Below are 14,249 nucleotides of genomic sequence, written 5' to 3'. Positions count from 1 at the left end.
TTAGATTCGCATGGCAGCAATGTCGTTTCTGTCGGATTCACGAAAGTCTCCCTTCATGGCCAAAGCCGTCTCCCTCGCGGACATTCTCTACTCCAAGCTCGAAGCGCGTATCGTTTCGGGCGACATTCCGGCCGGGTCAAAATTGCCTTCGCAAAAGGATATCGCCGAAGAGGAGGAGGTGAGCCGTACCGTCGTGCGAGAGGCTGTGGCGCGGCTGGAGGCGCAGGGCTTCGCCGTGGCGCGTCAGGGATCGGGTGTCTATGTATCGGAAAATGCGCGTTATCGTGCGTTTCAGGTCACGCGGGAAGAATTGTCCGAGCTGTCCGACGTCATCAAGCTGCTGGAAATGCGTCTGGCGATCGAGACGGAGATGGCCGGACTGGCGGCGGCCCGCCGTACGCAGGAGGATATTGGCGCAATGCGCGCGGCCCTGCGGCAGATGCGGGACGTTAGCGATGATCCGGCTGCCTCTGCGGTAGCGGACAGTCAATTCCACCTGGCGATCGCGCGGGCGACGCGGAATGATTATTTCGCGCGCTTCATCGATTTCCTCGGTGTCCGCCTGGTGCCGCCGCGCAGCCTCTATCTGCGTGACCAGTCCGATGACGCGCACCATGCCTATGCGGACAAGGTGCGGGACGAACATGAAGCGGTGCTGGACGCCATCATCCGGATGGACATCGAGAAAGCGCGCGGGGCAGCGCGCGCCCATATGCTGGAGAGTTTGCATCGCCATTCCGAGCTGAGCGAAGCCATAGCAGAGGCGGATATGCCTGGTTGACCCCGAAAAGTCAGACAATTGACAGTCTCGAAAAGTTATATGATAACTCTCTTTACGTGACACAAATCGTGCATGGAGGGAGGATGTATGAAAAGGTGGGTTCAAACTGCCGCAGTTGGTGTGAGCGCGATGGCGATCGCGGCGGCCTGTGCGCCCGTATTGGCTCAAACCGGTGGGGCCGACGGTCAGCCGCAGGCGACCGCTCCGCAAGAGGCAAGCGCCGCCGATATTGTCGTCACCGGCTTTCGCAGCAGCCTGCAAAAAGGCATCGACCTGAAGCGCGAGGCTGTGGGCGTGCGCGATTCCATCGTGGCTGAGGATATCGGCAAATTTCCTGAACAGAATGTGGCGGAATCGCTTCAGCGTATCCCCGGCGTTTTCCTGAGCCGCGACGGCGCCAGCAATGAAGGCCAGCGTATCAGTATCCGTGGCCTTGGATCGCAATATTCGGTGACGACCATCAATGGCGCACCCGTCCGTACCACATCGTCGCAGAATGTCGGAACATCGACCCGTGACTTCAATTTCGACGTTTTCCCGTCCGAACTGTTCGGCCGGGTCGACATCTACAAATCACCGCTAGCGAACCTGGAGGAGGGCGGCATTGGCGGTAATATCGACCTGCAGACGCCGCGTCCGTTCGACAGCCAGGGCCGGGTCATCCGCTATGCCGGTTCCGCCAATTACAACACCCAGTCTAAGGAATGGACGCCCCGCGGTTCGCTCATGCTGAGCGACACCTGGGGCAACTTCGGTGCGCTCTTCGGCATCGCCTATGCGCGCAGCATCAATGAACGGTCCGGTTTCCAGTCGACTGGCGGCTATAATAGTTCCGCTCTGGCTTCGCAGGCCTATGCCACGCCGGCGCCTGCGCCGAACACGACGGGTCCGTTCAATTTCGCACTGGATTTCAACGATCCGCGCGCCAATCTGGGCAGCCTGGCCCAGGATCAGGTGGCGAACGCCTATCTGCCGCGCTTCTTCCGCGTCTTTTCGTCCAATAATGAGCGTGAACGGCTCGGCATGGTGGGATCGCTCCAATATAAGAGCGATAGGCTGGAGATCAGCGTGGACGGTATTTATGCCGACCTCAAGGATCAGGCCGACGAGTTTACCTACGGCGTCGCGGTGCGCAATTCACGCACCGTGCCGGGGACGACATCCCTGCCGGGGCGTGGCACCAATTCAGGGCTGGTTCCGGTCAATGTATCGATTGACCAATATAATAATCTATATGGCACCTTCGCCAATGCCAGCTTCATCAACGAGAATTTCTTCCGCAATGCGCGGACCAAATTCACCTATGGCATCATCCGGGGTGTTTATGACCTGACTGACAGTTTGAAGCTGTCTGCCCAGCTCAACGCCAGCAAGAGCAATGCGCGCTATACCGCTAACCGGATCGTATCGAACCTCTATGCGGTTGAGGCGACCTTCGATCCGACCGGCAACGTCACCTATCCGACGATCACCACGCCGGTCGATGCGACCAATCCGCGCGTCTATGCCGATCCCGCACTTGGCTTTGCGCTTAACCGCGAGATCGACAAGCAGAAAACGGGACGCATCCAGTTGGATTGGGATGGTGGCGAATGGGGCGGGGTCGAATGGTCTGCACTGGCCGGCGGCAGCCGGGTGGAAACGACCAAGAGCATCTCACTACAGGATGGCAGCAGTATTGGGGCAGCCAAGCTCGCGGGGATCGACGTTTATTCCTACATGAACCCCTATGTCCAATATGGGGCGCTGGAAAATGGCGGAAATGCTGGATTTCCTTCGCAATTTGCAACTTTTCCACGTTCGTTCGTCATGAAATATCTCGATGCCAACGGCGCCAATGCTGCGGCGCCGGTGCGCCTCAACTCTGCCTTCACGGCGGAAGAGCATGTAACGTCGGCCTGGATCGAACTCAATGCCAAGGCGGATATTGGCGGACATGAACTGCGCGGCAATATCGGTCTGCGCTATTCCGACACGAAGACGATCATCGACAATTATATCAGCGCCGGCGGCGGCAATTTCACGCCGCAAAACCGCAAGGGCGGCTATGATAACTGGCTGCCATCGGCCAGCCTGGCGTTCGATATTACACCCAAGCTGGTGGCGCGCGCTTCGGGCGGCAAGACCATCACCCGCGCCGCGCTGGCGAATATCGCTTCGGGCACATTGGTTCCCAATGTGTTCAACGGCGACATCACTGTCGGCAACCCGAACCTGCGACCGCAGGTTGCGACCCAGTTCGACGGCAGCCTGGAATGGTATTTCAACCAGGGTGGCCTGCTGAGCGTCGGCGGCTTCTATAAGAAACTGAAGGGCACGGCGACCCCCATCACCGATTTGGTGACGCTGGGATCGACAGGCCTGCCCGACAGCGCGTTCAACGCCATCGCGCTGGGTTATCCGGATGGAAACATCCCCGACGATTTCCTGCTGCGTCGGACCAGCTATATCAACCAGGGGACGATCAAGCTGAAGGGGCTGGAATTTGCCTATCAGCAATCCTTCAATTTCCTGCCCGCGCCTTTTGACGGACTGGGCGCGATCGCCAGCTTCACGAAGGTCTTCACGGAGGGCAATGATTTCGTGACCAGCGATGGAACCAGCGTCTCGGTCGCGCTGGTGCCCAAGACATCCTACAGCCTGACCGGCTATTATGAGAAAGGGCCGTTCGCCCTGCGCGGTTCCTATAATTATCGTGCGCGCAGCGGTATCACCAATATCAACAATGGCAACGACCAGATTCCTTATAATTCCTCTCAAGGATTCCTGGATGCTACCATGAGCTACAAGATCAACGATATGATAGAGTTGCGCGTGGATGCTCTGAACATCACCAACGTCAACAGCTATATCTATTATGAGGATCCGGACGGTCCGAAGGGCAATGGCAAGTCGCGGCGCGACAACAGCTTCTTCAATGGCCGAACCCTGTCTTTCGGCATTCGTGGTAAATTCTAGCTCTCCCCTTGGGCGTCCGGCTGCTGCACGGTCGGACGCCTATTTTTGGTTCAAGATACTCCCTCTCTCAACGCCAGGAGCGCGTCTATCGTGACTTTCCGTCCCTTCGCTTCCGTCGCACTGGTCTGCGCTACCGTTTCTGCCCCGGTTCAGGCCGCCCAGCCGTCCAGGGCGCCCATTGAGGCGGCGGTCAAGCTTGCGGACTGGCAACTCGCCCGCCTTGACGACCTGTCGCATATCCCCAGCGCGACCGACGAGACGCGCAAGACGCGTGGCTGGGAGCAGGCGGTTTTCTGGGTGGGCATGACCGCGCTCGCCGATGCCGGTGCGCCGCCGCGGATCAAGGACGCCATCCTCGCCATGGGACGGAGCAATGGCTGGCGGCCGGGCGACAAGGTTTATTTTGCGGACGATCAGGCGATCGCCCAGGCCTATATCTGGGCGGCGAGCCATGGTGCGGGCACACAGGCGCTGGGTCCGACCAGAGCGGCGTTCGACACGGTGGTCGACAAGCCGGCGGTGACGACGCTGGCCTTTGCTATCCCGCCAGAGGGCTATGGCGCGACGGAGTGCCTGACGCGCTGGTGCTGGTGCGACGCGCTGTTCATGGCGCCGCCCGCCTTTGTCGAACTGTCGCGGCAGACGGGGGACAATCGCTACCTGACCTTCGCGATGAAGGAATTCTGGGCCACCACCGACTTTCTCTATGATCCGGCCGAACATCTTTATTATCGTGACAGCCGGTTTTTCGAACGGCGCGACGACAAGAGGCGCAAGCAGTTCTGGAGCCGGGGCAATGGCTGGGTCTTCGGTGGCATGGCGCGGGTGATCCCGCTGCTCGACAGCGGCAGTTCCGACCGCACGCGGATGGAAGCGCTGTTCAAGGACATGGCGGTCAAGATCAAGGCGTTGCAGAAGTCCGACGGCTATTGGGCGCCCTCGCTGCTGGCGCCGGAAAATGCGCCGCCGGAAACCAGCGGCACGGCCTTCTACACCTATGGCCTTGCCTGGGGCATCAAGGCTGGCCTGCTGCCGCGCGCGGAGTATGAGCCGGTGGTGCGCAAGGGGTGGGCCGCGCTGCAAAAGGCGATCCAGCCTGATGGTCGGTTAGGCTGGGTCCAGCAGGTGGGCGACCGACCCGACAAGGTCGCCGCCAACGACACGCAATATTTCGGCGTTGGCGCTTTCCTGCTCGCCGCCACGGCCGTCGCGGCTCTCGACGACCAGCCCCGCTGACAGACGGAGAAGAGTTGGTGTTCGAGAAAATCTATTATGCCGCGCATCCCGACATGATGGACGGTGCCAGCAATGATGCGCTGCGCCATCGTCATCTGGTGTCGGGCCTGTTTCGGTCGGGTGAGATTGTGCTGACCTACTCGCATGGAGAACGGTTCATCATCGGTGGTGCGGTGCCGGGTTCGACGCCGCTTGCATTGCCGCTGCAGACCGAACCTGAAAGCGCCGCCGGGCATCCTCTGCTGGAACGGCGCGAACTGGGTGTCATCAACATCGGTGTGGGCGAGGGGCAGGTGATAGTGGATGGAGAATCCGTTTCGCTTGCCAAATATGAAGCGCTCTATGTGCCGATGGGATCGAGGGATGTCTCCTTCGCGGGAGAGGGTGCGCGCTTCTATCTGCTCAGCGTGCCGGCGCACGCAGCCTTCCCGCTACGCAAAATGGGTCTCGCCGACGCCAACAGGATGCAGCGGGGCAGCATCGAGACGTCGAACGAACGCACCATCTACCAGTTGATCCTGCCGCATACTTGTCAAAGCGCTTCGCTCTGCATGGGCCTGACGCGCCTGGAACCGGGCAGCGTCTGGAACACCATGCCGCCCCATGTCCATGAACGCCGCTCCGAAATCTATCTCTATTTCGACCTGGAGGATGATGATCGGATATTCCATTATATGGGACAGCCAGATGTGCTACGCCATATCGTGATGGAGAATGAGGATGTCGTCATTTCGCCGCCCTGGTCGGTGCATATGGGGGCAGGGACGAGGAACTACAGTTTCATCTGGGCCATGGCCGGCGAAAATCTCGACTATGAGGACATGGATGTCCTCGACATTTGCCAGTTGAAATAAGGCCCAGGATGCGTCGCAGATCACTGGCGGCCGAAGTCGAACGGCTCAGTCCGACCGGCTGGTGACGATCGCCTGTCCATCATGCGCGATGGAGATCAGGTGCGCATCGCCATTGTCGCACTGGACCTTCCATTCGCCATTGCTGACCTTGGTTTTCAAAAGCTCGGCCGAAACGATTTTCTGACAGGGCAGGCCCGCGTCCCGCACCGCGCGAAAGAAGACGCCGTTGCGCTGGCCCGGTGGCAGGGCGGCGACCGCAGCGGCATAATCGACGCCGCTCGCATTGGCCTCATTCTTGGCACCGGCTTTTTCGGCGGTTTCAGGACTGCCGCAGGATGCAAGCGCCAGGCTCGCCATGATAGTTACCGGCATAAATCGCATGGATATTCTCTTCTGACACGGGCAGCGAATGATGACGCGCATCATGCGCCAAAATGCGCATTTTTCAAGCCCTTGCCCCATCCCGAAAGCGGTCGAGAATCAACCCCCGATCGGCATACCCGGCGGGATTGCGGGTTCGGGCCGGCTGGTCTTGCCGATCTCCTTCATCAATCGTGCATCGTCGCGTAGCAGCGCGGCCATGCTGCGCTGCCAGCTTGCATCCTCGCTATCGCCCTTGGCCTGGGCGAACTGGTCGGCGATGCGGCGCAGACGCCCGTCGAGGACAGCTACGACGTCGATCGACGTGTCGGGCGACTGGCGCGTCCTGGCGATCGTCAGGATGGCGCGATGGGCGATGCGGCGCTCGACGGCCGATCCACGCCGGTCGATCACCCCGCTCTGCAACCGGTCGAGCAATTCGCCCAACCCCAGTTGCGCCGGGTCATTGCCATGCTGGATGTGGATGCGGGTCAGGCGCGATGGGGCGAGCAGGCTTTCCAGCGTCACCTGAGCCGCTACATCGGCCGCGACCAGCGGATCGAACGCCGATGCCCCTGCTGTGTCGAATATCTCACTCTCATATTGCGGGTCGGACCGGCCGTTGAGGCCCGAAGACAGCATCATCGTCAATTGGGGGGAGACGGTCAGCACATCTGCGGACAATGTGCCGATCAGCGCATTGAGCGCGGCGCGCTGCTCTGCGGTATTCACGACGGTAGGAGTGGGGGAAGCCCCACCGACGACGGCATAGCGATAGTTGACGCCACCCAATATCTTGCCGATCGCCGCCACCGCATAGCGGTGGAACAGCCAGACCGGCACGAATTTGCGCCGCAGGTCGGACAGCGGCTCGCCCGCGCGCAGGACTCCAGGTCCGAAATTGGCGAGCGCGATCCGGCGCACCGCCATCACATGCGCCAGATCCTCCGGCGTGTCGGCGCCCTCGGTCCACATATTCGTGCCCGGCACGGCCAGGTCGGAGGCGCGTCCGTCGATGTCGGTCGAATAATGCAGCCCCGCCGCCTCGATCGCATCAGCCTTGCGCGCAGCCTCCGCGTCGGCATCGACGCCGGGCGCGGGTTGGCCATAGAGCCAGTCGACCGTATATTTGTCCCATTTCCCGATCCCCACGGCATAGGCGTCGGACAGGTCCAGCTTGCCATCGACGATCTTCACCAGTGGTCCGGGATAGTCCATCACCGACGCGCGATCGTCCAGGCTCGCCTGGAAATTATGGACGAAGCCGATGGCATGACCGACTTCGTGCGCACCAAGCTGGCGAATGCGCGCCAGTGCGACGCGAACGGCGTCGTTGGGGCCGCCGCTGTCATTCTGGGCGGTGCCGACCAGCCCTTCATAAAGGATGATGTCCTGCCGCAGCCGCAGCGACCCCAGCACGACATTGCCCTTGATGATCTCCCCCGTGCGCGGATCGATCACACCGCCGCCATAAGACCAGCTACGGGTCTGGCGGTTGGTCCAGTTGACGACATTGTACCGCACGTCCTGCGGATCGACGCCCGGCGGCAGTATCCTGGCCTGGAAGGCGTCGATATAGCCGGCAGCGTCAAAAGCCTGGTTCCACCAGGCGACACCTTCGGTGAGCGCGGTGCGGATCGGTTCGGGCGCGCTATTGTCGATATAGAAGATGATCGGCTTCTTCACGCGCGATCGCGGCGCGGCGGGATCGAGCTTGTCGAGGCGGAAGTGGTTGGCGAACTGGACCATCACCGGATCGCCCAGCTTGCTGCCGAAATCATAGGCCTGGGTCGCGTGGCTGCCGGACCGGATGTCGAATTTGCGCGGGCGGAAACCCGGCGCGGGCAGACGGACCAGCGAATGATGCACGGTGAAGCTGACCTGCCGGCCATCTGGCGCGATCGTGTCGACCTCCTGGCCTGGCGTATCGGACGCGAAGGTCTGGATCGCCTCCATCTCGATATTGTCGGGAAAGACCCTGACCGATGCCGGGTCGGCGGCGCTCAGCTTCTCGGCCAGTTTGAACCCCTTGCCATTGCTGTTGAGCGCATCGGCCAGTTTCATCGTATCGCTGGTGAGGAAGGGGGCGATGTCGATGACAAGGCCGCCGCTCGCCGCCGGTGCAACGATATCGACCATCGCGACCGTGCTGAAGGGGAAGCTGTTCGTGGCGCTTCTTTGCACATCGGCGTCCCCGGTGGCGCGATAGCGGGGGTTTTCGTAGGTGATGGCAACCTTCTTGCCCAAACGGCGAAAGGCCAGAAGCTGCGTTTCGCCCTGCATACCGCGATCGATGCGGATCGGTGCGGAACCAAGGCCGGTCTTGATCGAGGGCGTGTAGAGGAAGCGACCGGACACGCCCTGAGCATCGGGCGCGGGCAGGGTCAAAAGGATGCGGCCATCCGTTACGTCCGCTTTCACCGGCAAAAGGGCGCCGTCGGCGCTATTGGCGATCGTTACAGGCTCCGCCAGCGCCGCGATGGGCAATGTGCCGCCTGCCGCCAGGGCGATCGCCCACGCCGAAACCATGCCCACAGCCCGTGGTGAAAGCGCCATAAATCCCCCTTTTCATGCCGATCGCATCACGGCCGATGGCGGATCATATCATGCGATCCGTTGGGCATGTCGGCATATTCAAAAGAACTTGGCATCAAAATTGATGTTTTCCAACTGGATGGAGGCATTTCGTGACGGAATCCCACGATCATGAACTGGATCGCACAGATCTGCGTCTGTTGCGCGAGATTGTGGAGGATGGCCGCATTTCCGACGTTGCGCTGGGCGAACGTGTGCATCTGTCCAGCACCGCAGCCGCCCGGCGTCGAAAGATATTGGAAGAGAGGGGCATGGTGCCGCGCTATGCCGCCAGTCCTGATCTGGTCCGGCTGGGCTTCGGCATTGTCGTCCATGTCTCGATTGAACTGGTGGCGCAGACCGAGCAGGTGTTGACCGAGTTCGAGGAGGCCGTCGTGAAATGCCCGTCGATGAGCTATTGCAGCTTCGTCTCCGGCGACACCGACTTCATGATGACGGTCCATGTCCGTTCCTTCGACGATTATGACCGCGTCTATCGCAAGGAACTTTCGACCCTGCCGCATGTCGCCAAGATCCGCAGCAGCTTCGTGATGCAGCCGGTCACGCAGCGGACCGTCCCACCCGCCCTGTTCGAAGGGTTGCGCTGACGAACGAATCGGCAAAGCAATCGCGGGCAAGTGCGCAGCAATATGGCATGGATCAGGATTTATGCGCAGGAATCGATCAATATTAGCCAGGTTCCGTGCCGAATTTCGCGGGAAGCGCTAACCGCTCTTGTGTACCATCACCTTGTCTCCGGCAGGCCCGCAGGAGGGACAAAGGGCCAGCCGGGATCAGGGTCAGCGCAGGTGCCCGGAAAGCCGGGGCCATAAACAGGGTTATGTCCGGGGGACAAGTCGACAATCGCAACACCGCCAACCCCTGGCGAACGCGCGTCCATACGGGCGCGGCTCCTGATGCGTGGCCGGAGGAGAATGAAAGGCCCGACTGGACGCGCTAACAGGGGATAGACAATGATGCATATGATGACGGGTGACAATTTCGACCGTCGCCGCCGGTTGGGCCGATCCCTGCTGAAAACCACCGCCGCGCTGATCGTGGCGGCCATGGTGACGCCGGTGCTGGCGCAGGAGGTCACGCCGCAGGATGATGCCCCGCCCGCCCAGATCGTGGTCACAGGCTCGCGCATCGTCCGCGACGGATACAATGCGCCCACGCCCGTGACGGTCATGAGCAAGGCGGACATTACCGCCCAGGCACCTGCCAATATCTCCGACTTCGTCAACCAGCTTCCGGCGATCGCCGGAAGCGGCACGTCGGGCACTTCTTCGGGCGGCCTGTCGAACGCCGGCGCCGGCATCAATTCGATCGGTCTGCGCGGGCTGGGCGTGGGTCGTACCCTCGTCCTGATCGACGGGCAGCGTTCGGTCGCCTCGACCGTGGGCGGCGTGGTCGACATCAACACCATCCCGCAGGATCTGGTGGAACGGGTGGAGGTCGTGACCGGCGGCGCATCGGCCGCCTATGGATCGGACGCGGTGGGCGGCGTCGTCAACTTCGTCCTCGACAAGGGATATAAGGGTTTTCGGATCGGGCTGGACCAGGGCATCAGTACTTATGGCGACGGGCGCAACGCCACGCTGACGGCCAGCGCCGGCCTGTCGCTGCTCGATGACCGGTTGCACATGTTGTTCAACGGCGAATATTTCAAGCAGAATGGCGTCGATACGATTGACCGCGACTGGAACGACAGCGGCTATTTCATGATTAACAACCCCGCCTATAACGGCACCAATGGCCAGCCGCAGCGATTGGTCGGATCGGGTTTCGGACCGTCGGGTTACACGGCGGGGGGCCTTATCGGATCGGGACCGCTGCGCGGCACCTATTTCCTGGGCGCGGGTCAGACGGGGCAGTTGACCTATGGCACGGTGCTCAGCCCCTGGATGGTCGGCGGCGACACCGACGTGACGCTGGCGGGGCATGTCGGCACCAACTCGCTGATCCCGCGCGACGAACGCCTCAGTTTCTTCAACCGCACTGCGTTCGACATCACGCCCGACATCACGCTCTTCGGCCAATTCTCCTATAATCGGTCGACTAGCCGCAGCTATTATCAGCAAACCCCCAGCACCGGCGTCAGCATTCGCGCGGACAATGCCTATCTCCAGACCTATTATCCGCAGGTCGCGGCGCAGATGGCGACGCAGGGCCTGGCGTCCTTCACCATGGGCACCAGCAATGCCGGTTTCCCGGTGCCCGGCAGCGACATCAAGCGCGAAGTCTATCGCTTCGTCGGCGGCGCGGAAGGACGGTTCGAGCTGTTCGACCGCAAATGGGAATGGAACGGCTATTATCAGCATGGCGTCACCAAGGCGCATGAGGAACTGACCAACACCTGGAACAACGCCCGCATGACGCTGGCGCAGGATGCGGTGTTCGCGCCCAACGGCAGCATCGTCTGCCGCTCCACCTTGACCGATCCGACCAATGGCTGCGTGCCGATCAATCGCCTCGGCACCATGGGGCCGTCCGCTGATGCGCTGGCCTATATCTATGGTGACGAACAGCCCCAGCGCGAACAGACGATCAAGCAGGACGTTGCCGCCATCAGCGCCAGCGGCGAATTGTTCGCCCTGCCGGGCGGTTCCGTGGCCATCGCCTTCGGCGTGGAATGGCGCAAGGAACAGATTAACGGGTCGGTCGATCCGCAGTTTAATAGCGGCTGGCTCTACGGCAATTTCCTGGTCAATCGTGGCGAATATAATGTGAAGGAAGGGTTCGTCGAAGTCGATCTGCCGGTGGTAAAGGGTCTGAACCTCAATGCCGCGGGCCGCTTCACCGACTATTCGACATCCGGATCGGTCCAGACGTGGAAGCTGGGCGCGACGTTCGAGCCCATTCCCGACATCCGCCTGCGCGGCAATATCAGCCACGATATCCGCGCGCCCAATCTGCAGGAACTGTTCGCGGCTGGTACGGCGCGTACCAACACGGTCATCATTCCGACTGGCGCGAACGCCCCTACGACCGGCTCCCTGCAATTTGTGCAGAACCAGGTCGGCAACCCCAATCTTCGGCCGGAGGTCGCCGACAGTTGGACCGTGGGCACCGTCCTGACGCCCCGCTTCCTGCCGGGCTTTACCGCATCCTTCGACTATTATTCGATCAAGATCGACAAGGCGATCGGCAATGTAACGGCGCAGGACACGGTTGACCTATGCTACGATCAAGGTGCCACATCCTATTGTAACAATATCATCTTCAGCGGAAACACGCTGACGAGTATCGTCCTTCAACCGATCAATTTCGCAAAGCAGACGACCGAGGGGTTCGATATAGAGGCGAGCTATCGCCTGCCGCTATCCAATATTTCAGATAAGATTCCGGGTACTTTCAGCCTGCATGGCACGTTAACCCATTATATCAAGAATGTCATCGATAACGGCATTCCCTCCAGCTTTCCGATCGACTATGCGGGCGTGAACGGGGGATCGCTGTCCGGCACCTACAGCGCGCCCAGTTGGGTCTATCGTGTCAGCGCCTTCTACGAGGTGGATCCCTTCACGCTGAACCTTGTCGCACGCGGTTTCAGCGACGGCGTTTACGGCAACGACTATATCGAATGCACCAGCGCCTGCCCGGCGTCGACGACGCAATATCGCACCATCAACGACAATCATATCAACGGCGCCATGTATGTCGATGCGTCGATCGGCGTGAAGTTCAAGGCCTATGGCGGCAACGGCAAGCTCAGCTTCATCGTCAATAATGTCTTCAACAAGGATCCGGTGCTGATCGGCAACGGTCCTGACGGCAACAATGTCCCGGCCTATGCCCAGACCAGCCGTGGCCGTTATGACGTGATCGGCCGCGTCTTCCGCATCTCCGCCCGTTTCCAGTTCTAACACCCGCCAGAAGGTAGACATTCCATGACACGCATGAAGACAATCGTCGCCAGCCTGGCGCTCGCCAGCACGCTGCTCACGCCCATGGCCCAGGCCGCCGCGCCCAAGGCGATGAAGACCGCCGCCGCCGCCGCCGTCGATGCGCAGGCCAAGCAGGTACAGGTGATGGTGGACCAGGTGTTCAGCTATGCCGAGCCTGGCTTTCAGGAGGTGAAGACATCCGAATATCTGACGAAGATATTGGAGGATAACGGCTTCACCGTGACGCGCGGCGTGGCGGGCATCCCCACTGCCTTCACCGCGACATGGGGCAGCGGCGGGCCGCTGATCGCGCTGGGCAGCGATATTGACGACGTGCTGGGCGTGTCGCAGATTCCCGGCATCCCCAATATCAAGCCGCTGGTGGAAGGCGCGCCGGGCCATGGCGAGGGGCATAATGCCGGTATGCCGCTGGTGATCGCCGCCGCCATCGCGGTCAAGCAGGTGATGGAAAAGAACAAGATACCCGGCCGACTGATGCTGTGGCCCGGCGTTGCGGAGGAATTGCTGGGCACCAAGGCCTATTATGTGCGCGACGGCCTGTTCAAGGATGTCGACGCCTGCATCTTCACCCATGTCAGCAACGACTTCAACACCGGCTATGGCGAGATGGGCAATAACGGCATGGTGTCGGTGGAATATACATTCCACGGCAAGACCGCCCATTCGGCCGGTATGCCATGGGAAGGGCGCAGCGCGCTCGATGGGGTGGAGTTGATGGATGTCGCCTGGAACTTCCGGCGCGAACATCTGCCGCTGACGCAGCGGTCGCATTATGTCATCACCAATGGCGGCGGCCAGCCCAATGTCGTGCCGGACAAGGCGTCGGTCTGGTATTATTTCCGCGAGCGTGATTTCAAGTCGATCCGGGAACTCTACGAACTGGGCAACACCATCTCAGAAGCGGCGGCCAAGGCCAGCGGGACCACGGTGACGCACCAGATACTGGGCTATGCCGCGCCCAATTTCGGCAACAAGCCGATGGCCGAAGCCGCCTATGCCAATATCAAGGCCGTGGGGATGCCCAAATGGTCGGCCGACGATCAGGCTTTCGCCAAGGTGGTGCAGGAAACCAACCAGCGCAAGGTGGAGCCGCTGCGCACCGAAATCGGCGATCTGTCCACGCCGGAAAATCGCAAACCATCGATGGGGGGCGGTTCGGACGATATCGGCGATATCATGTGGACGGTGCCGACTATCACCATCCGCTTCCCGTCGAACATCCCCAACATGATCGGCCACAATGTCACCTCCGCCATCGCGATGGCGACGCCGATCGCGCACAAGGGCGCTGTGGCGGGCGCGAAGGCGTTGGCGATGACTGTGCTCGACCTCATGACCACGCCTAAGCTGGTGGCCGACGCCAAGACCTATTTCAAGGACGTCCAGCTCAAGACCGACAGCTACGCCCCGGTCATCACCGCGCAGGACAAGCCCGCCATCTGGCTCAACGAAAAGACGATGCAATTGCTGAGGCCGGGAATGGAGAAATATTATTATGATCCGGCCAAATATGACACCTATCTCGACCAGTTGGGCGTCAAATATCCAACCCTGACGCCGCAATGATCGGGAACC

General features: G+C 60.9%; 9 protein-coding genes. 7 read left to right on the top strand and 2 right to left on the bottom strand.

Annotated features, from left to right (window positions below; translation table 11 throughout):
- Positions 1-55: 55 nt before the first annotated feature.
- From MOK15_RS17810 to kduI, 4 genes are all read left to right on the top strand, one after another.
- A complete protein-coding gene (locus tag MOK15_RS17810; protein WP_242933060.1) occupies positions 56-781 on the top strand; it encodes a FadR/GntR family transcriptional regulator in 726 nt (241 codons plus the stop codon).
- Between the two features lie 87 nt (positions 782-868).
- Positions 869-3,739, top strand: a complete 2,871-nt coding sequence (locus MOK15_RS17805; RefSeq protein WP_242933059.1) for a TonB-dependent receptor — start codon at positions 869-871, stop codon at positions 3,737-3,739.
- 90 nt (positions 3,740-3,829) lie between these two features.
- Positions 3,830-4,975 carry a glycoside hydrolase family 88 protein gene (locus MOK15_RS17800; protein WP_242933058.1) on the top strand — a complete coding sequence of 382 codons (1,146 nt, stop codon included), beginning with the start codon at positions 3,830-3,832 and terminating at the stop codon, positions 4,973-4,975.
- Positions 4,976-4,992: 17 nt separating this feature from the next.
- On the top strand, positions 4,993-5,829 hold the full coding sequence (kduI, locus tag MOK15_RS17795) for a 5-dehydro-4-deoxy-D-glucuronate isomerase (protein ID WP_242933057.1): 837 nt from the start codon (positions 4,993-4,995) through the stop codon (positions 5,827-5,829).
- A 45-nt stretch (positions 5,830-5,874) separates the two neighbouring features.
- Here the strand turns inward: kduI and MOK15_RS17790 are convergent, their stop codons facing one another.
- Together MOK15_RS17790 and MOK15_RS17785 are read right to left on the bottom strand one after the other, a co-directional pair.
- On the bottom strand, positions 5,875-6,186 hold the full coding sequence (locus MOK15_RS17790) for a hypothetical protein (protein WP_242933056.1): 312 nt from the start codon (positions 6,184-6,186) through the stop codon (positions 5,875-5,877).
- Between the two features lie 123 nt (positions 6,187-6,309).
- Positions 6,310-8,745 carry a zinc-dependent metalloprotease gene (locus MOK15_RS17785; protein WP_242933055.1) on the bottom strand — a complete coding sequence of 812 codons (2,436 nt, stop codon included), beginning with the start codon at positions 8,743-8,745 and terminating at the stop codon, positions 6,310-6,312.
- A gap of 131 nt (positions 8,746-8,876) precedes the next feature.
- Between MOK15_RS17785 and MOK15_RS17780 the strand changes: the two genes are divergently transcribed.
- The 3 genes from MOK15_RS17780 (at position 8,877) to MOK15_RS17770 (ending at position 14,240) form a co-directional block, all read left to right on the top strand.
- Positions 8,877-9,371 carry an Lrp/AsnC family transcriptional regulator gene (locus tag MOK15_RS17780; protein ID WP_242933054.1) on the top strand — a complete coding sequence of 165 codons (495 nt, stop codon included), beginning with the start codon at positions 8,877-8,879 and terminating at the stop codon, positions 9,369-9,371.
- Positions 9,372-9,830: 459 nt separating this feature from the next.
- Positions 9,831-12,632, top strand: a complete 2,802-nt coding sequence (locus MOK15_RS17775; protein ID WP_242933776.1) for a TonB-dependent receptor — start codon at positions 9,831-9,833, stop codon at positions 12,630-12,632.
- A 24-nt stretch (positions 12,633-12,656) separates the two neighbouring features.
- Positions 12,657-14,240 (top strand): amidohydrolase, encoded by a 1,584-nt coding sequence (locus MOK15_RS17770; RefSeq protein WP_242933053.1) that lies wholly within the window; start codon positions 12,657-12,659, stop codon positions 14,238-14,240.
- The last annotated feature ends 9 nt before the right edge of the window (positions 14,241-14,249 follow it).

It is taken from the genome of Sphingobium sp. BYY-5, assembly GCF_022758885.1.
In the GTDB taxonomy this organism is placed as follows: domain Bacteria; phylum Pseudomonadota; class Alphaproteobacteria; order Sphingomonadales; family Sphingomonadaceae; genus Sphingobium.
The sequence above is the reverse complement of the archived record's forward strand: the minus strand, read 5'-3'. Positions and strand labels throughout refer to the sequence as shown.